The organism is Lentzea aerocolonigenes (genome assembly GCF_000955955.1).
Lineage (GTDB): Bacteria > Actinomycetota > Actinomycetes > Mycobacteriales > Pseudonocardiaceae > Lentzea > Lentzea aerocolonigenes_A.
Genome location: NZ_JYJG01000207.1, coordinates 1 through 22,975 on the forward strand (window position 1 = coordinate 1; position 22,975 = coordinate 22,975).

Below are 22,975 nucleotides of genomic sequence, written 5' to 3' on the forward strand. Positions count from 1 at the left end.
TGTGTCGTGACACCTTGAGCGGCCGACAGGGTGACGTGTCTCCGGCGAGCGGGTGACGCGAGTCAAGCCCGGCTTCCCGGTCCCTACCGTGATCGTCATGAACGGTCAGTGGGCAGGGGAGGCACCTTTGCGGTGGCGAGCGCGCAGGAGGCGGGGCAGGCACGCCCGCGAGCCCGCGCCGTCCTCGCAGTCATTCCTGCCCGCAGTGCTCGGCGTCGTGCTGCTGGTGTGCCTGATCCTCCTCCTGCTGACGTACCTCTAGCGGGACTGCAGCGCGTCGAGGGCGACGGCCTGGGCGATCACCAGCCGCCGGTCGACGCCAGGATCCTGGATGGGCACCACGTAGTGGTCGCGGATCCAGGTCTTCTTGTCGACGCTGAACACGGGAGCGCCGTTCTCCTGCGTGAAGTCGAAGTGGTACCTCATGGGGAACGGCGCTTCGCCGATGTAGGGGATCCACCCCCACAGCCGGCGGATCACGGCGAACACCTTGTTCCGCTCGGCACCCGTCGTGGTGCCCCAGCCCGGCTGCTCCAGATGCCACGTCGAGCGCAGCAGCGACTTCGCGAAGTCCTTGCGGAACAACCCGATCGTCCGCCCGCTCGCGTCCGTCACGTCGTAGCCGCTGCCGAGGTCAAGCGCCTTGCGGGCGTTGAACTCGAACAGCACCTGGCTCTTCGACGAGTCGGTGTAGATCGTGATCCGTTCCTTGATCTTGAACTTCTTCTGCTCCGCATACCCGACCAGCTCGCCGGGCTGGCCGGCGTTGTCGGCGAAGACCTCGTACCGGTTGGACATGAACGTGACCTTTTGGTGCACGTGCAGTGCCTGCACGCTCTGGAGACTCACAGCTCACCTTTCTCGAGAGGAACAGGACGCAGGCTCCCGGTGGGGAATCGCCGCTCATTGCGTTCGATCTTGGCGAACGCGGCCTCGACGAGGTCGACACCGAGCTTGTCCGCCAGCCTGGTGAGGTAGTGCATCACGTCGGCGAGCTCGTCCCGCACGTTCCAAGCGAGTTCTGGGTCTTTCATTGCATTCTCTGCCTCATCGGGCGTGAGCCACTGGAAGAGGTCGGTGAGCTCGCCGACCTCCGCGGACAACGCCATCACCAGGTTCTTGGGCGTGTGGTAGCTGTCCCAGTCGCGGGCGGCGGCGAACGCCCGCAACGCATCCCTCAGGTCCACGAGATCACGCTCACTCATGACCCACTACTTACCACCTGGACGAACGAGCAAGGATGGCGGTCAATCAAGCATGGATCGTCCGCGTCAACGTTGATTTGCTCTAGTCATGTCAACATTGAGCGAGATCAAGCCCGCATCCGTCCTCGTGCTCGCCGCCACCGGCAAGACCGGCCGCCGCGTCACCGCACTCCTCGGCGAGGCCGCCCGCCCCGCGTCGCGGTCCTCGGCCACGAAGTTCGACTGGGCCGACGCCGACACCTGGGAGCCCGCCCTCGCCGGCACCACCGCCGTCTACGTCGTCCCGCCGGACAACCCGGCACTGCTCTTCGAGTTCGTGCCGCTGGCCGTGAAGTCCGGTGTCACCCGCCTCGTCCTGCTGTCCATGCGCGGTGCTCCTGACGACGATCCCTTCGAAGCCGCAGTCAAGGATTCGGGCGTCGAGTGGACGATCCTGCGCCCGACCTGGTTCATGCAGAATTTCGACGAGGACATGTTCGCGGCGCCCGTCCAGCACGGTGAGCTCGCCGTACCCGCAGGTCAGGGCGTCCACCCGTTCATCGATGTACTGGATATCGCCGAGGTCGCCGTCGCGGCACTGACCAAGCCCGGCCACTCCGGGCAGACCTACGACCTGAGCGGACGCGAGGCGCTGTCGTTCGCCGAGATGCTGGCGCGGATCGTCGCGGTGACCGGCAGCCCCGTCCTCTACACCGACGTCACGGCCGAGGAGTTCGCCGCGTCGATGCGCGAGCTCGGCTACCCGGACGAGATCGCGGACCTCGTCACGATGCTGCTCGTCCGCATCCGCACGGGAGAAGAGGCGCACCTGTCGGACGGGGTGCAGCGGGTGCTCGGCCGTGAGCCGCGCACGTTCGCCGACTACCTGGGGAGCAGCAAGTTCGCCTGACGTTGGTCCATTCGGTCAACTTCCTGTGGTGCCTCCGCGACTCTTGGTTTACTCGTTCGAACAGGAACGAGGTGGGGGATGGCAGGGTGGCGCGGCGAAGTCCTAGAAGCGGCCGACGAACTTCTCCAGCGCACCGGCCGCAGTGCCCAGGGTGAGTGGAAGCGACTGGGTAAGGCCGTTCTGCAAGGTGACGGCTGGTATGCGCTCGACCTGCACACCGGATCCCGCAGAGCGCCGACCGCGGACAGTTTCGACCAGCTGTGCTTCGCGGACGACGAGGGACCTGAGCACGGCACGACGGTTCCGGTCGCCCGCGCCCTGGTCACCGACGAGGTGCTGAAGGTCAAGGCCGAGGGCGCGCTTCCGAAGGGCTGCGAGGTGCTGTGGACGGTCCGGCTCACGCCCCAGCACCTGCTGCGCAAACTGCGCGACGGGATCGCGGCGCTCGGAGACGCGAAGCTCGCGGACAAGCTGGCGACCGGCTCGCTGGATCCGGTGCCGGCACGGTCCGGTGACTATCCGCCCGGCTTCCTCGCGGCTCAGCGGCAGGCGTACCGCGCCTGCGTCGAGCCGGGTCTGCACGCTGTGTGGGGGCCGCCCGGAACCGGCAAGACCCGAGTGCTGGCGAGGGCGATCGAAGACCTCGTCGGGATGGGGAAGCGAGTGCTGCTGGTGTCGACCGCGAACGTGGCGGTCGACAACGCGCTCAAGGAGGTCATCAAGCACCTGAACCCGAAACCGGGTGTGGTGCTCCGGGTCGGTCCGCCTCATCTGCCGGAGCTGGTCAACAACGACGACGTGCAGCTGGAGCGGCTGGCGGCGAGGACGACGGCGGAGGTGGACGCCGAGCGGCAGCGCGTGCAGGACGAGATCGCGGAGACCGACCAGGTCGACGCTGCGGTAGCCGAGCTGGACACCGTGCTGGCCGGCTACGACCACCAGGCATACGTTCGCGCGCAGCAGCGGCTGGCCACGTCGAAAGCACACGAGACTCGCCTGATCGACCTGGAGAATGCGAAGGCTGCGCACGAGAAGCTCGGCCGCGAGCTCCGGGACGCCGCGGCGCGGTTGGAGGCGGCGACCGCCGAGGTCGCGCGGCTCGCTCCGGCACGGGAGGAATTGCGCCGGGCCGCGGAGATGTCGGCACGGCTCGCCGAGCTGGATCGCGACCTGGTCGAGGAACGGGCGAGCTTCGCGCACGTCGAGTACACCGTCGCCAACGCGGGCGGATGGTGGCTCACACGGCGGCGCAACCGCCGTGTGCTGACTGAGTCGCGGGAACGGCTGGGGCGCTTCGAAACGCACGTGGCCGAGCAGCACCACGCGCTGGAGCCGTTGGTCAGGCACGCACTCGCGACCGCACACCCCGTCACCGAACGGGATCTGCAGCGGGCTGGGGACGAGTTCGCTGCGCGGCAATGTGAACGGGCCAATTCTCAGCGCCGGTGTGACGAGGCGAGGAATCACGTGCGGGAGCTCGGCGAGCTGTGCGCCCAGCTGGTGGCGCGGGGCCTGGTGACCGAGGACGACCTGGCGCTGATCAAGACCGCGGACCGTGCCGGACTGCCGGGCAAGCAAGAGAAGCGTGAGCGACTTCGGGTGCTGCAGCGGGAGAGCGGCCGTGAGGCGCTGGAAGCCCGGTTGCGGGACCTGACCGCCCGGATCACCAGGCTGCGCCGTGACGCCGAGGGCGAGATCGTCGCGGCTGCGATGGTCGTGGCGACGACGCTGGCGCGTTCGCGAGCGCATCCCGCAGTGGCGCGTCAGCAGTTCGACGTGGTCTTGGTCGACGAGGCCGGAGCGGCGGTGCTCGGCGAGGTGCTGCTGGCCGTGGCACGGGCGACGACGACGGCGACGTTGCTGGGCGACTTCCTGCAGCTCGGGCCGGTCACCCCGGAGGCGGACCGCAGCAGGAACGCCGCCGTGCGCCGCTGGTTCAAGCCGGACTCGTTCACGCACTGCGGAATCCGGGCACCGGAGCACGTCGCGGCCGACCCCGGCTGCGTCGGGCTGCGCCACCAGTTCCGGTTCGGCTCGAACCTGCGCAGGCTCGCCAACGACGTCGTGTACCAGGTGCTCGAGGACGGTGTCCGCCAGGTCGGCGGCCGTGCGCCAGAGGACACCGAGATCGTGCTGATCGACGTGGACGGGCTGCCGCAGCTCAACCAGGTGCACAGGTCCGGCCCGGTGGCCGGGTGGTGGCCGGTGGGCGCGCTGCTGGCGCGCAGCCTTGCCCAGCACCACGTGGTCGAGGGCTCGGTCGGTGTGGTGACGACGTTCGCACAACAGGCCGACGCCGCGCATGCCGCACTGCGCGACGCCGGGCAGAACCTCCAGGTGCCGGTCGGGACGGCCCATTCGTTCCAGGGCAGGGAGTTCGACACCGTGGTGTTCGACCTCGTCGAAGACGGCGGCGGATGGATCAGCAAGGCGAAGTGGCGCGGTGGCAGCGATTTCGAGCGGTCGGGCGTGCGGCTGTTCGGCGTGGGCATCACACGCGCGCGCAAGAGGCTTTACCTGATCGCGAACGGGCCGTTGGCGGTGAAAGCCGCGCTGGGCGAGACGCCGCTCGGGGCGCTACGGGCTTTGGGGGCAGCGCGCGAGGTGCAGTGGTGTCGTGCCAGTGTGCTGCTCGGGCTGGCGGAGACCGTCGAGTACCGCGCGGTGTCGCGGGTCGAGGCCGAACTTCAGGACGTGCTGCGTGGGCTGGTCGAGGTCACCGACATCGACGACGAGTTCTCGTTCGACACGGCGCTGGACACGCACCTCAAGGCGGCACGGAAGTCCGTGTGGATGTGGTCGCCGTGGGTGGCGAAGAAGAGCTCCCGGTTCCTGCCGCTGATCGCGGACGCAGTGGCGCGAGGGGTTGTTGTCAGGGTGTTCGTGCGCACCGAGCGGGACACGAACATGCGCAAGGACAGCTTCCGCCGCTGGCTCGATGAATTGGTGCGAACCGGTGCGAAGGTGATCCGGTCGGAGGTCGAGCACCGCAAGGTGGTGGTCATCGACCGACGGACCGTACTGATGGGCAGCCACAACCCGCTGTCCCAGCGCCGCAGCCGTGAGGTGATGATCACCTGCCAGGGCACCGCGTTCGCCGAGCGGTTGCTGCAGGATCTGCAGGCCGAGAAGTTCGGCGACCCGCCGGTCTGCTCGCAGTGCGGCCGCGACTTTGAACTGTGGCGGTCGGCCGCCCAACGCAAAGGCATGCCGTACTTCTGGCGGTGCTACCAGTGCAAGGCCGAACTGAAGATCATTTAGGCAGCAGCAGCTTCGCCTGAAGGCCGCGGGTGCCTTCGTTGGTGATCACGGCTTCGCAGAGCGCCCGCCCCGTGCGGGCGCGCCACTCCTGGGCCAGGTCGCAGTAGCGAAGCCCCATCGCATAGGTGAGCTGGCCGACGCGTTCGCCTTCGAGGAGCACCTCGAGAGTGTGTTCACCAACGTGAGAGCCTCTGGCGATCCGGCAGTCGCGAAGCTCGGCGATGACGTGGACGGGCGTCCGGCCGTTGACCACGCGGTGCAGCACGAGCTGATGCGCGTCCTCGCCCGTGACGGAGACCTGATGCTCGGCGGGCATTGTCGGGGCGGTGCCGAGGGCCTCGTGGTCGAGCAGCAGCAGTCGCGGAGCACCGAGGTGCAGGTGCACGCCGTAGTAGCGCTGGCCGCCGCCCATGATCCGCGCCGGGCACGAACCGACCTCGCCGCGGTCGGCCAGTTCGAGGAGAAGTGGCTGGTAGTCGGAGGCCTGGTCGCCGCGCAGGTAGCCGGCGGTGATCGCGGAACCGTCCCCGCGCAGCAGGTCGACCCGCACGGCCTGGTGGTCGTGCCGGTTGACGGGTTCCGGGACGAGCACCGCGGTCGCCGGAATGGCGTCTTCGAGCGTCTGCGCCGTGGCGTGCTTGGCGACCTCGGCGATGGCGTCCTGGTAGTGCGACTCGCCGACGATCGCGACCCGCCCCGCCGTGGACAGGCGGCGGATGCGGGACCGGGTCCGCACGGGAGCGATCTGCTCGGCCGCCGGTCCGCGCTTGGTGCCGATGAACATCAACGCGAACAACGCGAGCCCGATGACGAAGCCCAGCGGGCCGAAAGCAACGGTCAGAACCAGCGCGAGCACGGCTACGGCGATGAGAACAGCTGCGGGCGAGGGCTCTGTGCGTTGCTGCATCGTCATGGGGCGTCCTCACGACTCGGCTACCCGTCACTCTCAGTGTCGGGCATGCCAGGCGATGCGTTTCACAAATCGCTCGTTTGGCCTAGTACAACCCGCAGGGGACTGCAGCGCGTGACCAGCCGCTGGCTCCAGGTTGATCAGTGGACCAGAGTGAGGCGCGCGCGGCCTCGCGGGCCGGGTTCTCCGCCACCCGGCAGCGCCGTCAGCACCAGACCGAACACCAGGCCGTTGAGCTCTTCCAGGCCGAGGTTCAGCTCCTTGGCGACGTGCAGCGGCGTCGTGCCGTTCTCCCTCAGCACCTTGAACACCTTGGTGAGCAGCTTCGACGTCTCGCGCCGAGCCATCGGGCCTTGGGCGGGTGCGTTGGCGCGCGTGGCGAACTGCTGGCTGGACACGTACCAATGGCTGTGGCTCGTGCCGTGCAGCAGGTTCTCGGGCATGAGGAACTCGGCGGCGAAGCTCTCCGGCTCGTCATGGCCCAGCAGAGTCGCGAGCTGCGTCGTGGCGTCGAACCGCGCCTGCTCCGGCGACGCCGCCGGGCTGAGGAACACGTACGGCGTGCCGTTGTGCCAGCACGAGAACGCCTCCTGTCCGGCGCAGTCGACCGGCAGCGAGAACACCCGCACGCCGCGCGATTCCAGCAGCTGCACCATGTTCGGCGCCGGCAACGTGTCGAGCCGCCAGGCCAGCCGCGTGGCCTCCGGCGACGTCCGCGGCGGCGGCAGATCCGGCTGCGGCAACACGAACAGCCGCTCCAGCCACGCGTTGAACTCGATCGCCAACTGCGCGGCCGCGGTGGCTTGCACACCCCGCGGGGCGTTCTGCGGCCTTGGTGGCTCAGGCAACGTCAGGAAGGCCTCGGGAAACCCGAGCGCCGCCGCCAGCGACTCCGTTGTGGACGGCCGCGGACACCGCACCCCGCGCTCGTACTCCTTGATCGCCCGGACCTGCACACCGGACTTGCGCGCGAGCTCGGCCGCGGTGAGTCCGCGCCGGGTTCGGGCGAGCGTGAGTCGCGAGGGGGTGAACATGATCCGGCCATTGTCACCTCTGCCGCGCCGCGCTGCCACGCGGGCCTCAGTACGTGGGACTGCGCTCCCATCGTCTTGGTGAAAGCATGATCACGTGACCCGCCGGGATGACGACCTCGCCCAGGACTCGATCCTGCGCGGTGCCCACACCGGCGCCTGGCTCCTCGGCCTCGCGCTGCTGGCGTTGGCGCTGGTAGGCGTGATCAGGTGGCCGCACCCGGTGTGGTTGGCGCCCATCTCGTGCGCACTGCTGGCCCTGTCCGCGACGCACCGGTTCCGGCGTGGCCGGATCCTGCTGGGCGTGCTCGCACTGGCGCTGCTGATCGGCACCGCGGCTTTGGCCGAGCTGGCGCTCGACATCGTCCGCTGACGCTCACCGCCTGAGCGCGATCGGGAAGTCCACCTCCTCCGGCCCGTCCACATTGGGCGTCCTGGTCTGCGCGAACTCCATCGGCGGCAACGGAATCCGGTGCGCCCACCGCTCGATGACCTGGTTCTGCGGCGTCGGCTCCGGCTGCGACACCTCCCGCAACACCACCAGCCGATCCTCCAGCTGCAGCGGATACGTGACCAGGAACCACAACTTCAGCCCCTCCGTCCGCACGTTCTCGAACAGTGCGAACTGGTCGTGGTCGTTGTCCCGCATCATCGCCGCGATCGCGGGCCCCTTCGCGTAGTCACTGCGTAACGGCGCCTCTGGCGACCCCGTCCCCCTGTTGCCCTGGAGGGTGCCCAGCAGGATCGGCCGCGACGGATGCCTGATGAGCCCGGCGTTCCAGTGGTCGAGCCGTTGCCATCCCTCCGCCGCGAGCAGCTGCCTGAGCGTGCCCACCCGATGAATCCAGTCGAGCAGCCCAGGCGCATTGGTCGGCCCGAACGGCGGCGACGCAGCCCGCGCGTCGATGCCGGCGGCGATCGCGCGGTCCAGGACGGCGAGGCGCAATCCGAGCTCGGCGAGCCTCTCGCCGGTGGTCGGGGTCAGCTTGCGGAAGGCGGCGTTGGTCATGGGTCCGACGGTAGCGACGGGGTCTGACAATTCCGGGAAACTGCTGGTCGTGTACCGCTACGTCGACGCAGGCCCCGCCCCGCCCGCTACCTCCGAGGCGACGTCGCGCGTGATGCGCAGGACTCGCCGGACCGGCACGGCGCCGGAGCTGGCAGTTCGGCGTGCGTTGCACCGGCGGGGGATGCGCTACCTGGTGGATGTGGCGCCGCCCAGCACCAATCGCCGCAGACGTGGCGACGTGCGGTGCACGGCCAAGTACCGAAGGCGAACCGCGAGTGGTGGGAGGTGAAACTGCACGGTGTGGTCGTCCGTGATCGGGACACCGATGTGCAGCTCGCCGCCGCCGGCTGGCTGGTTGTGCGGGTGTGGGAGCACGAGGCCCCGGAGCAGGTTGCCGACCGGGTCGCCGCGCTCGTGAACTTCGGCCGGGTCAGGCCGTGACCGGTGTGAGCTGGTGCAGCACGTCCCGTTCGCCCAGCTTCTCGCGAGCCCACTCCACGACCGAGCTCTCCTGCGCGAACAGGACGATCTGCCGGTCCTCCGACAACCGCAGCAACAGGTCCAGCACCGCCCGAGTGCGCGCGTCGTCGGCCTGCACGGTCACGTCGTCCAGCAGCAACGGACACGCCTCCGTGGCGAGGTGCTGGGCCAGCGCCACCCGCAGCAGCAGGTAGACCTGCTCCGCCGTGCCGAGCGACAACCGCGAAGCCTGGTGCCACGCCTCGGAAGCCGCACACACCCGCACGGCCAGCGACAGGGGATCCACGGCGGCATCCACGTAGCGCCCGTCGGTCACGGCGGGCAGCCACGAGCGCAGGGTGTCCTCCAGCGCCGGGGCGATCGTGCTGTGCACCTTCTCCCGAGCCGCGGTCAGGTAGCGCGAGGCCAGGTCGTTCGCCTCGACCTCCGCCATCACGGCGGCCACCTCGGCGGCGGCCGTCTGCACCGCCTCCTCCGCGTCCGGAACGCTCGGCAGCACCCGTGCGACCTCGGCGAGCGTCGCGGCCAAGGACTCGCAGGATGTGGCGAGCGATGGGTCCACGGGATCGCAAGCGGCGTAACGAAGAGCTTCCTCCAGCAGTGCGGCGTGCCGGGTCTGGGCGGCGGAGAGCTGAGCCTCCAGATCGTCCAAAGTGCCGTCTGCCAGGAGGGATTGCAGTTCGGCCCACGCGTTGCGCTCCTCCTCGGCCTTGCGCAGCATGCGGTCCCAGCCGCGCTGCCACTCGGCGATCGAGCGGAGCAGGTCCTCCGGGCGTTCGCCGGAGCCGCCGATCGCGGTCACGGCGTTGCGCAGCAGGAACAACGCGCGGTTGTGGGCGATCCTGGCCTCGGCGACGGTGGCCTCGGCCAGGCGGCGGTCCTCCAGGGCCTGGGCGAGCAGAGGGCGTTGGGCGGCCATCAGTGCTTGGCGGGCGCGGACTTTGCAGTCGGTCTCGTAGTCGATCAACAGGTCCGGCACGGACATCATGTTGTCGACCTTGCCCCGTGCGGCCAGCTCCACCCGGACGGCCTTCTCGGTGCGCGCGACGTCGCACACGAGATCGAGGTGCGAGGCTTCCCAGGCGGGGCGGTTCGCCAGGCGCCACAACGTTTCGCGGTCCGATGGCACGCCCAGGGCGGAGCAGCCGGCGACGGCTTCGTCGTGCACGCGCACGGCCTCCAACGCCACCGCGCGCTGGCCCTCGGCCTCGGCCAGCTTGCGGTCCGCCACGAACAGCAGGCTGCGCGCCTGGTGCGCGGCGGCGGCGCGTTCTGCGGCGAACGAGACGGCGGCTTCGCGTTGTGGTGCATTGCCCCGGGCCAGTGCACCGCCGACGCCGGCGATCAGGGCGGCGACCAGCACGCCGATGGCGGCCATCTGCTGTCCCACCAGGAACAGCAGCACGCCGACCAGCGAGGTCAGACAGCTCAGGGCCAGCAGAGTGTTGCGCAGGAACGGGTTCGGCATCGCGATCTCCTGCACCCGCGCGGCCGCCACGTCGGCCTCCACCTGCACGCGCGCGGCGTTGGCGGCGGCCTCGTCCTGGAACTGGCGCGCGGTGTCCACCTCGATGGACGCGGTGGTCAGCCGGGAGCCGCTCACCGGGTCCAGGCGAGTGGCCAGGCCGCGCAACACGGACGGTTCGGCGGACGTCACGGGCATCGGACGGCGCTCGTTGTGCGCCGCGGCAACGGCCGAAGCAGTCTCATACGCGCTGGCCACCACGCGGAGTTCCTCGTCCAGCGCGGTCTCGCCGACCGGGAACTCCGGCAGCGCTTCGAGTTCGCCCTCCAGCGTCGACGCGGACGGGCCGGTCAGCACGCGCGGAGTCGGGGCGGCGCGCCACGCGGCCAGAGCGCGGTTGACCTTCTGGGTCAGCTCCTCCTGCGCCGCCATGCCGGACGGCGGCTTGTCGCCGAAGCGCTCCTGCAGCTCGGCCAGGCGCGACGCACGGGAAGTCAGCGCCTCCAACGAAGCCGCGTGCGACTGGACGGCCAGGCGGGCGCGTGCCGCGGCGGCGGAACGGGCCTGCGTGCTCAGTTCCAGGTACCGCTCGTGGTCACGGCGGGCCACGCTCAGGTCGGTTTCGGCTTCACGCAAGCGGTTCCGGGCATCGCGCAACGCGTCGACAGGTGCGGTCAGGCGTTGCAGGGCCTGCTCGACGGTGCCGTCCGTGCCCGCGGTGGCGGCGGCGCGGCGCAGATGGGTCTGCAGGCCGTCGGCCGCGTCCAGCACCGACAGGAGCTGCGCCTGGTCGACGCACGCCGTGGCGGCGAACGACATGCGATCCAGGCCGACCCTTCGCGCGACATCGGGAGCAGCGTCGTCGTTGAGGTCGCGGTCGACGAACACGACCTCGCCGGACTCCAACGACACGGTCGCTGCCACCCGCCACGACTCGCCGTGCCACGGGCGGTGCCGCGACGATGGTTCGCCGCACAGAGCCGCGCGAATGGCGGCGTGCCAAGAAGATTTCGCGGACTCGTTCACGCCCGACACCACGGTCAGGCCCGGTGCCAGCGGCAAAGTCCGGCCGTGCAGCGGCCCGAAGGCGTGCGCGGTCACCGACTCGATCTTCATCGTTCCTCCAGCGCCCGCAGGCCGGTGGCGAGCACGCGGCCGCGCAAGCCGGTGTCCAGAGAGAGATCCGCCAGCACATCACGCACGAACTGGCCGCGCACGGTTCGTTCCGCGGCGACGGAATCGAAGTCCAGCAACGGAAAAGCCTCCGACGACTCGGCCAGCAACCCCAGCGAGCGCGAGGCGGACACGTCGAACACCTCGCGCGACACCGTGCCGTCGTCGTGCACGGTGCAGAGAACGGCGCCGCGCTCACCGGTTTCGCCCGCGGTCAACGGATCCGGGTTGCCGGGGAACGTGTAGCGCACGGCGTGCTCTGGAGTGTGCTCGTGGCCCAGGAACGCGTGGTCCAGGCCGGTGATCGCGACGTCGTCCGGCGCGGATCCGTGGCACAGCGCCAGGTTCACGCCGGACCGGTTGACCGCGAAGCCGTCCAGGAAGTCCCGCGCCGGACCGGGGCCGACGTGCGCGGCGCCCCACAGCGTGACGCCGTCGGCGAGCTCCACGGGCGTCATGTTCTCCGACGAGAACACGTGCACGTTCGGCGTCCAGTCCACCTGCTGGTAGACGGACTGCGGTCCGTACCAGTCGTCGTTGCCCGGCGCCAGGAACACCGGCACCGGGCAGTCGAACGACGACTGCAGGAACGAGGCGGTGGAAGGAGAGCAGCGATCGTGCTCGTACAGGTCGCCCGCGCAGAGCACCGCGTCGACGTTGGAATCCTGCGCGAGGTCCACGATGCGGCCCAGCGTGTCGCGCAACGCCTGACGCCGCGCGGGACCGGCGTTCGGGAAGCGCGTGTCCAGGTGGAGATCCGCGAAGAGCAGCAGTTTCACCGGTGCCTTCAGGTGAGGTCGATGGTGCCGGACAGGGTCAGGGTCGGCCGCAGGGCCTCGACGACGGACGCGGTGTCGGCGTGCCAGCCGCGCAGTTCCGCGACGGTCGGGGTCAGCTCGTAGCCGTGGTGCCGGATCGCGCGGCTCAGTGCGTGCCACAGCTGGGAAGCGTCGTGCGCCACATCAGCGTCCACATGGGACGGAAGGCTGATCAGCAAGGCGTGCACGGGCTGGTCGGTGTTCCCGGCCGCACAAGCACGGGCTACCGACCGTTCCACGGCGGTGCGCAACAGCTCGGCGCAGCACCGGATTCGCACGCCGTCGAGCTGCTCCGGGCGCGCCAGCAGGTTCGCGACACAGGTCAGCCGGTCCTGCACATCGGAATGGATGGTCATCTCTGCAACCACCCGGCGAGCAGCTCGGTGTCCCGGATCAGCACGTCCAGATCGCCGCCGTCACCGCCGACGCGGCACGCCTGCAGCAGATCGACGGCCCACGAGCCGACGACGTCCTCCAGGTGCGGCAACAGCTTTCCCGGCTCGCCGAGGTCGTCGAGCACGGCGAGCGCGAGCTTCTGCCTGGTCGTCAGCGCGCACTCCAGCACGCGTTCGACCTCGGCGTGCGGCATGCCCCGGCCGAGCCGTTCGCGCCGGAACCGGGCGTGCGACGCGGCTTCCAGGGCCGCCCGGCAGCACGACGCCACCAGTTCGGTGCGCAGCGCCTCTGGCAGGTCCTCGTCACCTCGCATCGCACGGGCGTCGTTCAGGCAGCGGCCGACGGGGTCGTCGGACATCCGCACCTGCACGACGGACTCCTCGCCGCGGCACACCTCCCACACCGTGGCGGGGAGCCTGAGCCGCCGCAACGCCTCGACCAGTCGTTCGTCGTGCGTGAAGACCACGACCTGGCGGGTCAGCCCGACGTCGGCGAGCACCTGCGCGAGGCCGTCCACCTTGGACGGGTCCATCGCCTGCACCGGGTCGTCGATCACCACGAACCGGAACGGGCTCTCGTCCACCATCGCGCGCGGCAGGAACAACGCGAGCCCCAGCGAGTGCAGCTCGCCCTGGCTCATCACCGCCAGCGCCGAGTTCGAGACGCCGTCGACCGACACGTCCAGCTCGACGTTGCGGGTGCCGCCGAGCCGCACCGCGCCCAGGTCGACGTTGCTCTGCTGCCGCAGCCGCTGCCAGATCCGCTGCGACTCCTTGGCGAACGGCGCGATGCGCTCCGATCGCAACGTCGCCGCCGTCTTGCGGATCCAGTTCTCCGCCTCGGTCACGTCGGCCAGCACTTCGGCGTCCGCAAGCGCTTGCTGCGCCTGCGAGTGCCACTCGAACAACGCGATCGCCATCGGCCGCCACACCAGGTCACGCCGGTCGATCTGTTCGCGTGCGACGGATTTCAGCTGGTCGACAGCCTGTATGAGGTCGGTATACCGGTCGAACAGTTCATGTCGCAGCCGTACCGGGTCGTCGATCGAGACGCAGTCGTCCCACGCCTGCCAGGCCTGCAGCACCGCGGTCGTGTCGAGCACGCCCTGGGCATCCCTCAGCACGTCCGGCGCGGGATGGCACAACGCTCGCGCGGCCGCGACCGCCACGTCGAGGCGGTCGGCCGCGTCGTGCAGCTCCGCGGCGGCCTTGGCGAGGTGCTCGGCCCGTTCCCTGGCCTTGTGCAGCCACAGCCCGTCGAGCCGGCCGAGATCGCAGACCGGGCACGACTGGTTGCCACCGGACTCCTGCAACTGGATCGCGAGCCGCAAGATCTCGCTGCACCTGAGCGAGTCCTGCGCGTTATCGGTTGCAACGACGGTTACAGCCCCTAACGCCAGATCGAGGGTCTCGCGGCACCGCTCGATCTCGTCGTCGGGCGGCAACTGCAGATCCATGATCTGGTGCAGCAGGTTCGTGCCGCTGCCGACATCGGCACCGAGTGCCAGGTCGGCGATCGCGTCGAGGTCGGGGGAGTCGCTGCCGAGCAGCTCGGCGGCACGGCGCGCGCGTTCGTCGGGCGACGCCGCCAGCTCCGCGCGCACCCGTTCACGCCTGTCATAGGGTCTCGCGACAATTTCAGCGAGTCGCTTGCGGTGCTCGGCGAGAGACTGTTGAGCTTCCGTTATAGCTTCTAGCCCCAGCAAACGGTGGAGCGCTTCGTAGAGGTCCTCAGGCTGTGCGTCGAGGACGGTCCCCAGCTCGCTGTAGGGCAGGAACGGCCGATAGGTCTCCAGCGCGTCGTGCCACCTGCGGTCGTCGAACGGCGCGTCGTCCTGTGTCCAGTCGCCCTGCGCCAGGTCGTCGCCCTCGTCCCAGCGCCTGCGGATCGTCGTCCGGTCCATCTGCCCGGCCTGCACGAGCTCCAGTTCGACGGCCGTGTCGGTCTGGTGCAGGTTGCGCCAGCCCTGCCGCCACACGTCGTGCCGTGCACGGGTCCAGCGGGCGTTGTAGCCGGTCAGCGCCAGTTCCGCGGCCTCTGCGAAGCTCGACTTGCCGCTCCCGTTGCGTCCGGTGACGACGGTCAGCCCTGGACCCGGTGCCAGCGGCAGGCGTGCCTGGGGCCCGATGCCCCGGAAGCCGCGCACCCGGATCTCCGACACGAAAATCCCCTGGCCGGGGCCGTCGGTCCGCTCTCTCGGCGTCCCGTGTTCCCGCGCCGGCGCACCGGCGAGCGCGTGGTCCAGCGCTGCTTCGCCACGGCACGCCGCCAGCACCAGTTCCGCCGCACGTGGGGTGAGATCGTCTTTGGCCAGTCGCCCGGCCATCAGTTCGAGTAACCCGGCTTCACCCGCCACGGTCACATTTCCTCCAGCTGCCACCACTCGATAGGGCGGCAACCTAGGTTCCAAATGAGACCTACTGGTGAGTACTCACACGATCGGGTGGTGTTACATAGGGTGACTAAAGTAGTCGTCCCTCGTTATGGCCCCCACACTTCCAGCGCCCGGATCACGAAGTAGGCGTCCGGCACGTAGGTGCCGTGCTTCGGGTAGGTGGTGAACTCGGCCTCGGTGGAGCAGTTCTCGCGCTGATACACGCTCGCGTCCCTGCTCAGGCGGTTGGCGAAGGACCGTCCGGTGAGGGTGAGCGGGATGCACTCGTCGGGGTTCGCGGTCTCCAGGTCGAGCCGCTGCACGGTGCCCGTGTAGTCGGGCCCGGTCCAGACGCAGAACTCGCCCTTGTCGCAGGCGTTGTCACTCTGCGCAACAGCGATCCCACTGGAGGCAACCGCGCCCGCAGTGATCACCAAGGCGGCGATGAGGCTCTTCGTCGACATGGGCGCACCTCCGTCAGAAGACGAGTGTGCGTCCGTTTGGATCAATCGGCGAGACGATCTTGCAGCGCCTGAGCGTCCCGGGGCGCGTAGGCCTTCGCGTCGTTGTCGAAGTAGACGAACACGTCGCCGTGCTTGCGCCACTTCCTGACCTTCTTCGCCCACATGTCGAGGCCCTCGTCGGTGTAGCCGCTGACGTACAGCTCGTCGTGGCCGTGCAGCCGGACGTAGACGAAGTCGCTCGTCACCTCTTCGATCAGCGGGTACTTGCCGGCGGCGTCCGCGACCACGAGCGCGATGTCGTGGCGTTTGAGGAGGTCGACGAACTCCGGCGTCTTGAAGCTGTCGTGGCGGACTTCGAGGGCGTAGCGCATCGGGCGTTCGGCGTCGGTCGTGGTGTGCGCGGGGTCGACGCGGTGGTCGTGGCGCTTGGCCACGTCGGCCGCCTCGGTGGTGGTGCGGGGGAGGCCTTCGAAGAAGCTGGTGAGCAGGCCGGCGTCGAACTGCAGTGTCGGCGGGAGCTGCCAGAGGATCGGGCCGAGCTTCGGGCCCAGCGCGAGGACGCCGGACGCGAGGTAGTTCGCGAGGAGCTCGTTGCCGTCCTTGAGCCGCTTCATGTGCGTGATGAAGCGGCTGCCCTTGACGGCGAACTTGAAGTCGTCCGGGGTTTCGCTCGCCCACTTCTGGTAGCTCGACGGGCGTTGCAGCGAGTAGAAGGAACCGTTGATCTCCACCGAGTTGAGCCGCTCGCTGAGGTAGGCGAGCTCGCGCTTCTGCGTGACGCCCTTGGGGTAGAACTTGCCGCGCCAGGGCGGATAGACCCATCCCGAAGTGCCGATCCTGACCTCGCCCATGTGGTTATGTTGACACGGTGGACGCCTACCTACAGCGCATCGGTGCCTCGCGGGACTCTTCGTTGGCGGAGCTGCACGAACGGCATCTGCTGAGCGTCCCGTTCGAGAACCTCGACACCCACATGGACATGCGGATCGAGCTGGAGATCCCGTGGCTGTACGACAAGATCGTGACGCGGCGGCGGGGCGGGTTCTGCTACGAGCTCAACGGGCTGTTCGCGGAGTTGTTGCGGGACTTGGGACATCACGTCGACCTGCTGGCCGCGCGGGTGTTCCGCGACAGCCAGACGCTCGGGCCGCCCTTCGACCACCTGACGTTGCTGGTGGACGGGGAGTGGCTGTGCGACGTCGGCTTCGGTGCTTTCTCGCTGCACCCGCTGTCGTGGACGTCGCGGGAGGACCAGAAGGACCCGTTCGGGACGTTCCGGCTGGTCGAGCACGGGGACGACGTGGACGTGCTGATGGACGGCTCGCCCACCTACCGGGTCGAGCGGCGGCCGCGCTCGTTGGCGGAGTTCGTGCCGACGTGCTGGTGGCAGCAGAGCGCGCCGGAGTCGGGTTTCCGCAAAGCACCACGGGCGACGCTGGCCCGGTTGGACGGGCGGATCACGGTGACGAACGAGAAGGTCGTGGTCACGAAAAACGGCCACAAGACCTCAACTCCTGTCGAGGATCCTGCGGCCGCTTTCCTGCGATATTTCGGAATTCACTTCCGGCAGAGCAACGCGTCCGGTGTCCTGCGCCAGTTGTAGGCGACGCCGGCGATGTGCTCGTCCTGCGCGCACTGGCCCTTGTAGTGCCCGTTGGCCCAGTCGCCGCCCTGGTCCGGCCGGTTGTCGCCGCGGTCGAACCACAGCACGCGCGTGGTCGTTCCGGTGGCGATCGGCGCGCAGACCAACGTGAAATTCGCGTAGCCGACGGCCGCGTTTCCTTGCGGGCACTGGAGTTTCGTGTAGCCGGCCGCCCAGTCGTTGGTGACGTGCTGCTCGTTGGTGACGCGGGTGGTGTTGCTCCACTGTGGACTGCTGACGCACAGACCGCGGTTGCCCGTGTGGCTGATGCCGACGAGCTTCTCGTTCTGCGGGCACGATTCCTTGAGGAGCATGTTCCACCGGGTCTCGCGCGGGACCTGCCCGGTGCGGCTGGGCGCGTTGATCAGCCTGTTCCACGCTCCGGCGCGCCAGTCGTCGCCGTCGTTGACGCTGATGCGGTTTCCGTTGGCATCCCACCGGAGCAGTGCCCAGCTGTTGCCGGTCTTGTTGCTGTGGAAGCCGACCAGTGGCCAGTAGGCGAAGTCGGTGTCCTTGGCGATCAGCTGGTCGACGAAGCGCTCGAACCAGTCGCGTGCCTTCTGGTTGGACTCGTCGATGCCGCCGACACCGAACTCGCTGATCCACAACGGCGCGGTGAAGTGCTTCTGCGCCTCGGTGATGTAGAAGGCCTGGCGCTGCAGGACGTCGACGAGCTCCTGCGGTGACAGGTCCTGGTAGCGCGGGTCGCTCGTCTCGCCGATTCCGGTGGCACCGCTGTGGTTGGGCCCGGTGTAGCCGTAGAAGTGGGCGCTGTAGACGAGTTTCTCGGGGTTGGCGAGCGTGTGGCTGAGGTACTTGACGGGCTCCAGCGTCGGCCTGCCGTGCGCGAAGCCGTCGACCGGGATGCCGGTCCAGTTGATGCCCTCGACGATGACCAGGAGGTCTGGCGCGGTCTGCTGTATGCGGTCTGCAGCCTGCTGCGAGGCCTTGTGCCAGTCGTGGTCGTTGCCCCAGCCCCAGTTCGGGTCGTCCCAGATGTTGCGGCGCACCTCGTTGTAGAGGTCCGCGCCCACGACCCGTTTGTCGGCCTTGTACCGGTCGGCCATGAACGCCCAGTCGTTGACCCACTGGTCCGTGCTCTGGCTGGTGTTCCACCGCTCGTTGCCGTCGACACCACAACACCACCTGGACGTCGTGGTGTGGTTGTTGAGGATGACGGCGAGGTTGTTGCTCGTCAGCGCGTTGACCACCGCGTCGTAGATCTCGAGGGGCCGCTTGCCGTTGAGCTGCGCGTCCTTCAGCCCGTTGACCGGGTTGGTGTCCTTGATCATCTGGTTGGAGAACGGCAGCCGGACGCTGTTGACGCCGATCTCCTTGAAGCCGCTGATGATCGTGGCCATGGTCGCGCGGTCGAGGCCCAGCGGAACCTGGTCGGCCTTCTCGCCGGCGTGGTGGTTGGCGGGGTCGTTGATGTCGCCGGAACCGTTCCAGGTGCCGCTCGCACCGTGCCAGTTGCCGGACTTCAGCTTGAAGCGGTCGCCGTGGGCGTCGACGATCCACCGTCCGCGCGTGCTCAGCGGGCCGGTCCAGGACGCCGGTTCCGCCTGCGCGGGAGCAACGAGACTCGCGGCCAGGAGCAGGGTGGCCGAGACGCGAGTGAATTTCACGTATGTGAAGTTAGCGGCATGCCGAGGCGTTGCGCCAGGGTTCGGGCATTTCCCGGTGCGGCGCCTTTCATGGTGTTGTCGAAGTAGACGTAGGTGTCGCGGTCCCAGTCGCGGATCTGCTGCGCCCACTTGTCGAGCTGCCTGTCGTCGTAGGAGCTGATGTAGAGCTCGTCGTGGCCGTGCAGCCTGATGTAGGCGAAGTCGGCGGTGACGGCCTCGATGCACGGGAACGTCGGTGCGTCCGAGATGACGTGGGCGACGTTGTGTGCGTGCAGCAGGTCGAAGTAGGCGTTGGTGCGGAACGACTCGTGGCGCGGTTCGACGGCGTGTCTGCCCGGCGGGAGGGTGGCGAGGAAGTCCTGCAGAAGTGCGTGGTCGAAGCGCAGCGTCGGCGGCAGCTGCCAGATGATCGGGCCCTGTTTCGGGCCCAGCGCGAGCGAGTCGAGGAAGGTCTTGAGCGGTTCCTCGACGTGCCGCAACCGTTTGAGGTGCGTGATCAGCTTCGGGCCTTTGACGGAGAAGACGAAGTCCGCGGGGGTCTCGGCGTACCACTTGCGGTAGTTCGACGGCGGCTGGAGCCGGTAGAACGAGCTGTTGATCTCGATCGTGCCGACGTGCGAGGCGAGGTGGCTGAGCCAGCGCCGTTGCGGGACGTTGCGGTAGAAGCCGTCGCGCCATTCCGGGTAGCGCCAGCCCGACGTGCCGATCCTGATCACGTCGGCCGGGTATCCCGGTCGTGCTGTAGCTACTCTGTAGCACTTTTATCGGGTTTGGGCTACGCTGGTGCTATGCAGCAGCTCAAAGCCATCGGGCAGCGCGAGCTCCGCAACGACAACGCGGAGATCATGCGCCGTGTCGAGGCGGGTGAGAGCTTCGTCGTCACCCGCAACAACAAGCCGGTCGCCCAGCTCTCGCCGTACCGGGAGGAAGTCCCGTCGCGGCCGGCGCTCGGTGAGATCCAGGTTCTGTTCGGCACTCTGCCGTCGGTCGACGCGGAGCGCTGGGAGGCGGACCGCAGGGCGGCCGACGAGATCTTCGGTGCGGACGACCCGCTGGACGACCCGTGGCAGAGGTGAGGCGCTGCCTGCTCGACACCTGTGTGCTGATCAGGCTCGAGCGGGCGGATCTGGGCGCGTACCTGAACGCCCAGCCGTTCCTCAGCGCGGTCACGATCGCGGAGCTGGCGTTCGGGATCGACGTCGACGACCCGGTCGAGCGGGCCGCGCGCACGGAGCGGTACTACGCGGCGATGCAGACGTTCGAGGTGCTGCCGTTCGGCGTGGAGGAGGCCAAGGTCTACGGGCAGATGGCCTCGCTGGTGCGGCGCGCGGGGCGCAGTCCCCGGCCGCGGCGGATGGACCTGCAGATCGCGGCCACGGCGTCGGTCGCGCGTATGCCCGTGCTGACGATGAACGTCAAGGATTTCAAGGACCTCGACCGGCTCGTGGAGGTCGTACCGGTCCGTCAGGTCTGAGCGGCGCCGTGCGAGTGTGCCGAAACGCCTTTGGCGGCAAGCGTTCACCTCTACGCTGCCCGGCATGATCACGCCGGCGTTCACCTGCACGTGTTGCGGCCACGAGCACGACGGCCTGCCGTTCGCCTACGCGATGGCCGCACCCGTCTACTGGTCGCCGCAGCTCGCCGAGAACCCGGACAACGTGCTCGGCGACGAGTACTGCGTGATCGACAACGAGCACCACTTCGTGCGCGGCCGGATCGTGCTGCCCGTGCGCGACGCCGGCGAGGACTTCGAGTGGGGAGTGTGGGTGTCGCTCTCCAAGGCGAACTTCGACCGCATGGCCGAGGTGTTCGACGACCCGGCTCGCGTTCAGGAGCCGCCGTACTTCGGGTGGCTGTCGACGGTGCTGCCCGGTTACGAGCCCACGACGCTCAACCTCAAGACCAACCTGCACACCCAGGAAATCGGTGTCCGGCCGCTCATCGAGCTCGAGCCCACTGATCACCCGCTCGCGGTGGAGCAGCGAGAGGGCATCACTCTCGCGCGGGTGCAGGAGTTCGCCGAGATGGCGTTGCACCAGTGAGCAACTGATATATCGGTTCCGGCTATAGGCTATGACCTGCGGCTTAGCAATGAGACTTTGGACTTCGTCCGCAAAAGACTCATTGCAAGGGGCCGCTGATATATGGCGGCAACTGATATATCAGGGGCGTACGGGCGCGTGGGCGAGGAACGTCCGGGTCTGTTCGAGGTGTTCGATGCCGATGCCCTTGCGGGGGTCGACCGGCACGAGCAGGGTGCCGGGGCGCGCCGCCGCCCACTCCGCGTCGCGTGGCTGGAACTCGTCGTCGAGCCACGCGATCGGCCGCGTGCCCGCCCACTCGGTGATGGCGGGGACCTTGCCGTGGTGGCCGTCGCGGTGGTCGGCGCCGCGGCCGCCGAAGTCGATCCACTCCAGCTCGGGCAGGCCGAGGAGCGGGCCGATGAACTCGTTCGCCTCGTGCTCCCAGGTCGTCGCCCACACCAGGTCCGCACCGGCCGCGGCGGCGAGCGAGAGCAGCCACGGACCGTGCGACGGGTCTAGCCAGACGCGCAGCGGGCGGGCGAAACCCGCGGGACGGATGCGGTGCGTGGTGTAGCCGGCCGGACGTCGGGTCGGCTTCGCCAGATAGGGGTTCAGCGGGCCGTCGACGTCGACCAGGATCGCCGGTCGGGACAACATGACCTGATCGAAACATCCAATTCGCTAATGATCCCGCGATTTTTCCCGATACGGGACACATGACTCTCACGGAGATCGCGGCCTGGTGCACGGCAGACCACGTGCGGGCCGCGCTCGAACGTCAGCTCGCAGGCGCGCTGGTGGAGGTCCCCGAGGACGACGACTCGCCGCGCCGAGCGTTCAGCGAGGCGTTGCGCAGGTCGTTGATGCTGCGCCAGAAGCACCCGTTCGACGTCGTGGCGATCGGCCTGCCGGACCTGCTGCGCTACCGGGACCTGGTGGCCGGGTCCGAGGTGACGCTGCGCGCGACCAACATCGAGGCCTACTTCATCCGCCAGGACGGCAGCGCGGAGCAGTACCAGCCGGAGATCGAGGACTGACTCACCACACGACGGGCAACGCGGTCACGCCGCGGACCAGGTAGCCGCGGTTCCAGCCGAGCTCGTGCTCCGGCACGGCGAGGCGCAGCGCGGGCATGCGGGTCAGCAGGCGTTCCAGCATCACCTGAAGTTCCAGCCTCGCCAGCTGTGCGCCGAGGCAGTAGTGGGCTCCGTGCCCGAACGCCATGTGCGGGTTCGGATCGCGGGCGAGGTCGAGGTCGTCCGCATCCGTGAAGACGCGTCGATCACGGTTCGTCACGGGCACCTCCACCAGCACCGGTTCGCCGCGCGCGATGACCACGTCGCCGATCGCGACGTCCTCGGTGGCGAAACGCGCGAAGACGGCGGTCGTCGGCAGCGGGATGTAGCGCAGCATCTCCTCCACCGCGGCGGGCAGCTGCGAGACCTGCAGGGAGTCCCAGCGGCCGGAAGTCAGCAACAGGTACACCATGCTGGGCAGTTGCGTCTTCACCGTCTCCAGGCCGCCGACCAGGATGCTGAACGAGACCATGACGAGCTCGTCGATCGTGAGCTCGCCGGCGTTCAGGTACCGCACCAGCGAGCCGAACAGGTCGTCGGTCGGATCGGCCGTGCGATGGCGGGCGAGAGCGGCCAGGTAGTCGCAGATGGCGGTGTAGTGCTCCCCGGCGACCGAGGCGGGCACCGCACCCGTGCTGAGGAAGCTGTCCGCCCACACGCCGAACTTCTTGTGGTCCTCCTGCGGCACGCCGAGCAAGGTCGTGATCATCAGCATCGGGAACGGGCGGGCCAGGCCCTCCACCAGGTCGGCGGGCGGGGTCAGCTCGTCGAGCAGCGAGTCCGCGATCTCGACGGCACGGGGACGCAGAGCCTGTACACGGCGCACGGTGAAGACGTTCGTCACCAGCTTGCGCAGCCTGGTGTGCTGCGGCGGGTCCAGGGACAGGATGCCGGGCGCGTTGTTCTGCGAGCTCATCCGCGGTTCGTCGAGCGGGTCCGCGGTGGTGCGCACGAACCGGGGATCGCTCAGCATCGCGCGTGCTTCGGAGTGGCCCGTGATGAGCCAGGTTTCCTTGCCGTAGGGCATTTTCACGCGGATCAACGGCGGTGCCGCGGTGAGCGCCGGGTCGATGTCCAGCCGATCGGGCTCCGCGAACGGATAACTTCTGGCCATTCCCCGAAGGTAGGCC

The 22,975-nt window shown here is 68.7% G+C and carries 25 protein-coding genes; 10 read left to right on the forward strand and 15 right to left on the reverse strand.

The window, feature by feature from the left end; genetic code table 11:
- The first annotated feature begins 97 nt into the window (after positions 1-97).
- The gene (locus tag UK23_RS25715; RefSeq protein ID WP_156213378.1) at positions 98-262 is read left to right on the forward strand and encodes a hypothetical protein; all 165 of its coding nucleotides are present in this window, start codon (positions 98-100) and stop codon (positions 260-262) included.
- Here the strand turns inward: UK23_RS25715 and UK23_RS25720 are convergent.
- On the reverse strand, positions 259-849 hold the full coding sequence (locus UK23_RS25720) for a hypothetical protein (RefSeq protein WP_045314206.1): 591 nt from the start codon (positions 847-849) through the stop codon (positions 259-261). The genes UK23_RS25715 and UK23_RS25720 overlap by 4 nt on opposite strands.
- The gene (locus UK23_RS25725; protein WP_045314207.1) at positions 846-1,205 is read right to left on the reverse strand and encodes a nucleotide pyrophosphohydrolase; all 360 of its coding nucleotides are present in this window, start codon (positions 1,203-1,205) and stop codon (positions 846-848) included. The genes UK23_RS25720 and UK23_RS25725 overlap by 4 nt, the downstream gene beginning before the upstream one ends.
- 88 nt (positions 1,206-1,293) lie before the next feature.
- Here UK23_RS25725 and UK23_RS25730 point away from each other — a divergent pair, with 88 nt between their 5' ends.
- The gene (locus UK23_RS25730) at positions 1,294-2,094 is read left to right on the forward strand and encodes an NAD(P)H-binding protein (RefSeq protein ID WP_045314208.1); all 801 of its coding nucleotides are present in this window, start codon (positions 1,294-1,296) and stop codon (positions 2,092-2,094) included.
- Positions 2,095-2,172: 78 nt separating this feature from the next.
- Positions 2,173-5,355: an AAA domain-containing protein gene (locus UK23_RS25735; protein ID WP_045314209.1), complete on the forward strand. Its 3,183-nt coding sequence runs from the start codon at positions 2,173-2,175 to the stop codon at positions 5,353-5,355.
- Here the strand turns inward: UK23_RS25735 and UK23_RS25740 are convergent.
- On the reverse strand, positions 5,348-6,268 hold the full coding sequence (locus tag UK23_RS25740) for a hypothetical protein (protein WP_045314210.1): 921 nt from the start codon (positions 6,266-6,268) through the stop codon (positions 5,348-5,350). The two genes, UK23_RS25735 and UK23_RS25740, sit on opposite strands and share 8 nt — an antisense overlap.
- Before the next feature lie 137 nt (positions 6,269-6,405).
- Positions 6,406-7,299, reverse strand: a complete 894-nt coding sequence (locus tag UK23_RS25745) for an XRE family transcriptional regulator (protein ID WP_045314211.1) — start codon at positions 7,297-7,299, stop codon at positions 6,406-6,408.
- Positions 7,300-7,393: 94 nt separating this feature from the next.
- Between UK23_RS25745 and UK23_RS25750 the strand changes: the two genes are divergently transcribed.
- Entirely contained in the window at positions 7,394-7,669 is a 276-nt protein-coding gene (locus UK23_RS25750) for a hypothetical protein (protein WP_045314212.1), read from the forward strand.
- A 3-nt stretch (positions 7,670-7,672) separates the two neighbouring features.
- Here the strand turns inward: UK23_RS25750 and UK23_RS25755 are convergent, their stop codons facing one another.
- Positions 7,673-8,305, reverse strand: coding sequence for a hypothetical protein (locus UK23_RS25755; RefSeq protein WP_045314213.1), 633 nt, complete (start codon positions 8,303-8,305; stop codon positions 7,673-7,675).
- Between the two features lie 285 nt (positions 8,306-8,590).
- Here UK23_RS25755 and UK23_RS53935 point away from each other — a divergent pair, with 285 nt between their 5' ends.
- On the forward strand, positions 8,591-8,746 hold the full coding sequence (locus UK23_RS53935; protein WP_231114667.1) for a very short patch repair endonuclease: 156 nt from the start codon (positions 8,591-8,593) through the stop codon (positions 8,744-8,746).
- Here the strand turns inward: UK23_RS53935 and UK23_RS25765 are convergent.
- The 6 genes from UK23_RS25765 to UK23_RS25790 form a co-directional block, all read right to left on the reverse strand.
- Positions 8,736-11,366 carry an ATP-binding protein gene (locus UK23_RS25765; protein ID WP_045314214.1) on the reverse strand — a complete coding sequence of 877 codons (2,631 nt, stop codon included), beginning with the start codon at positions 11,364-11,366 and terminating at the stop codon, positions 8,736-8,738. The two genes, UK23_RS53935 and UK23_RS25765, sit on opposite strands and share 11 nt — an antisense overlap.
- Positions 11,363-12,202, reverse strand: coding sequence for a metallophosphoesterase family protein (locus UK23_RS25770; protein ID WP_045314215.1), 840 nt, complete (start codon positions 12,200-12,202; stop codon positions 11,363-11,365). Before UK23_RS25770 ends, UK23_RS25765 begins: the two co-directional genes overlap by 4 nt.
- Positions 12,203-12,210: 8 nt before the next feature.
- Positions 12,211-12,597: a hypothetical protein gene (locus tag UK23_RS25775; RefSeq protein WP_052685042.1), complete on the reverse strand. Its 387-nt coding sequence runs from the start codon at positions 12,595-12,597 to the stop codon at positions 12,211-12,213.
- Positions 12,594-14,999, reverse strand: a complete 2,406-nt coding sequence (locus tag UK23_RS25780; RefSeq protein ID WP_052685043.1) for an AAA family ATPase — start codon at positions 14,997-14,999, stop codon at positions 12,594-12,596. The genes UK23_RS25775 and UK23_RS25780 overlap by 4 nt, the downstream gene beginning before the upstream one ends.
- A 119-nt stretch (positions 15,000-15,118) precedes the next feature.
- Positions 15,119-15,475: a peptidase inhibitor family I36 protein gene (locus tag UK23_RS25785; protein WP_045314216.1), complete on the reverse strand. Its 357-nt coding sequence runs from the start codon at positions 15,473-15,475 to the stop codon at positions 15,119-15,121.
- A gap of 41 nt (positions 15,476-15,516) precedes the next feature.
- Positions 15,517-16,326: a DUF72 domain-containing protein gene (locus tag UK23_RS25790; RefSeq protein WP_045314217.1), complete on the reverse strand. Its 810-nt coding sequence runs from the start codon at positions 16,324-16,326 to the stop codon at positions 15,517-15,519.
- Positions 16,327-16,343: 17 nt separating this feature from the next.
- Between UK23_RS25790 and UK23_RS25795 the strand changes: the two genes are divergently transcribed.
- Positions 16,344-17,078: an arylamine N-acetyltransferase family protein gene (locus UK23_RS25795; RefSeq protein WP_045314218.1), complete on the forward strand. Its 735-nt coding sequence runs from the start codon at positions 16,344-16,346 to the stop codon at positions 17,076-17,078.
- Here UK23_RS25795 and UK23_RS25800 read toward each other — a convergent pair.
- Together UK23_RS25800 and UK23_RS25805 are read right to left on the reverse strand one after the other, a co-directional pair.
- The gene (locus tag UK23_RS25800; protein WP_045314219.1) at positions 17,033-18,745 is read right to left on the reverse strand and encodes a glycoside hydrolase family 5 protein; all 1,713 of its coding nucleotides are present in this window, start codon (positions 18,743-18,745) and stop codon (positions 17,033-17,035) included. The two genes, UK23_RS25795 and UK23_RS25800, sit on opposite strands and share 46 nt — an antisense overlap.
- The gene (locus UK23_RS25805; RefSeq protein WP_045314220.1) at positions 18,742-19,461 is read right to left on the reverse strand and encodes a DUF72 domain-containing protein; all 720 of its coding nucleotides are present in this window, start codon (positions 19,459-19,461) and stop codon (positions 18,742-18,744) included. The genes UK23_RS25800 and UK23_RS25805 overlap by 4 nt, the downstream gene beginning before the upstream one ends.
- Before the next feature lie 72 nt (positions 19,462-19,533).
- On the opposite strand from UK23_RS25805, the gene UK23_RS25810 reads away from it, so the two are divergent.
- The 3 genes from UK23_RS25810 (at position 19,534) to UK23_RS25820 (ending at position 20,787) form a co-directional block, all read left to right on the forward strand.
- Positions 19,534-19,821 carry a type II toxin-antitoxin system Phd/YefM family antitoxin gene (locus tag UK23_RS25810; protein ID WP_045314221.1) on the forward strand — a complete coding sequence of 96 codons (288 nt, stop codon included), beginning with the start codon at positions 19,534-19,536 and terminating at the stop codon, positions 19,819-19,821.
- Positions 19,809-20,219: a type II toxin-antitoxin system VapC family toxin gene (locus UK23_RS25815; RefSeq protein ID WP_052685044.1), complete on the forward strand. Its 411-nt coding sequence runs from the start codon at positions 19,809-19,811 to the stop codon at positions 20,217-20,219. Before UK23_RS25810 ends, UK23_RS25815 begins: the two co-directional genes overlap by 13 nt.
- 64 nt (positions 20,220-20,283) lie before the next feature.
- Entirely contained in the window at positions 20,284-20,787 is a 504-nt protein-coding gene (locus tag UK23_RS25820; RefSeq protein ID WP_045314222.1) for a DUF2199 domain-containing protein, read from the forward strand.
- Between the two features lie 120 nt (positions 20,788-20,907).
- On the opposite strand, the gene UK23_RS25825 is transcribed toward UK23_RS25820, so the two are convergent.
- The gene (locus UK23_RS25825; RefSeq protein ID WP_045314223.1) at positions 20,908-21,426 is read right to left on the reverse strand and encodes an HAD domain-containing protein; all 519 of its coding nucleotides are present in this window, start codon (positions 21,424-21,426) and stop codon (positions 20,908-20,910) included.
- Between the two features lie 59 nt (positions 21,427-21,485).
- Between UK23_RS25825 and UK23_RS25830 the strand changes: the two genes are divergently transcribed.
- Complete coding sequence (locus tag UK23_RS25830) at positions 21,486-21,806, forward strand: hypothetical protein (protein WP_045314224.1); 321 nt, start codon at positions 21,486-21,488, stop codon at positions 21,804-21,806.
- A 1-nt stretch (position 21,807) separates the two neighbouring features.
- On the opposite strand, the gene UK23_RS25835 is transcribed toward UK23_RS25830, so the two are convergent.
- Positions 21,808-22,959 (reverse strand): cytochrome P450, encoded by a 1,152-nt coding sequence (locus UK23_RS25835; protein WP_045314225.1) that lies wholly within the window; start codon positions 22,957-22,959, stop codon positions 21,808-21,810.
- Positions 22,960-22,975 lie beyond the last annotated feature (16 nt).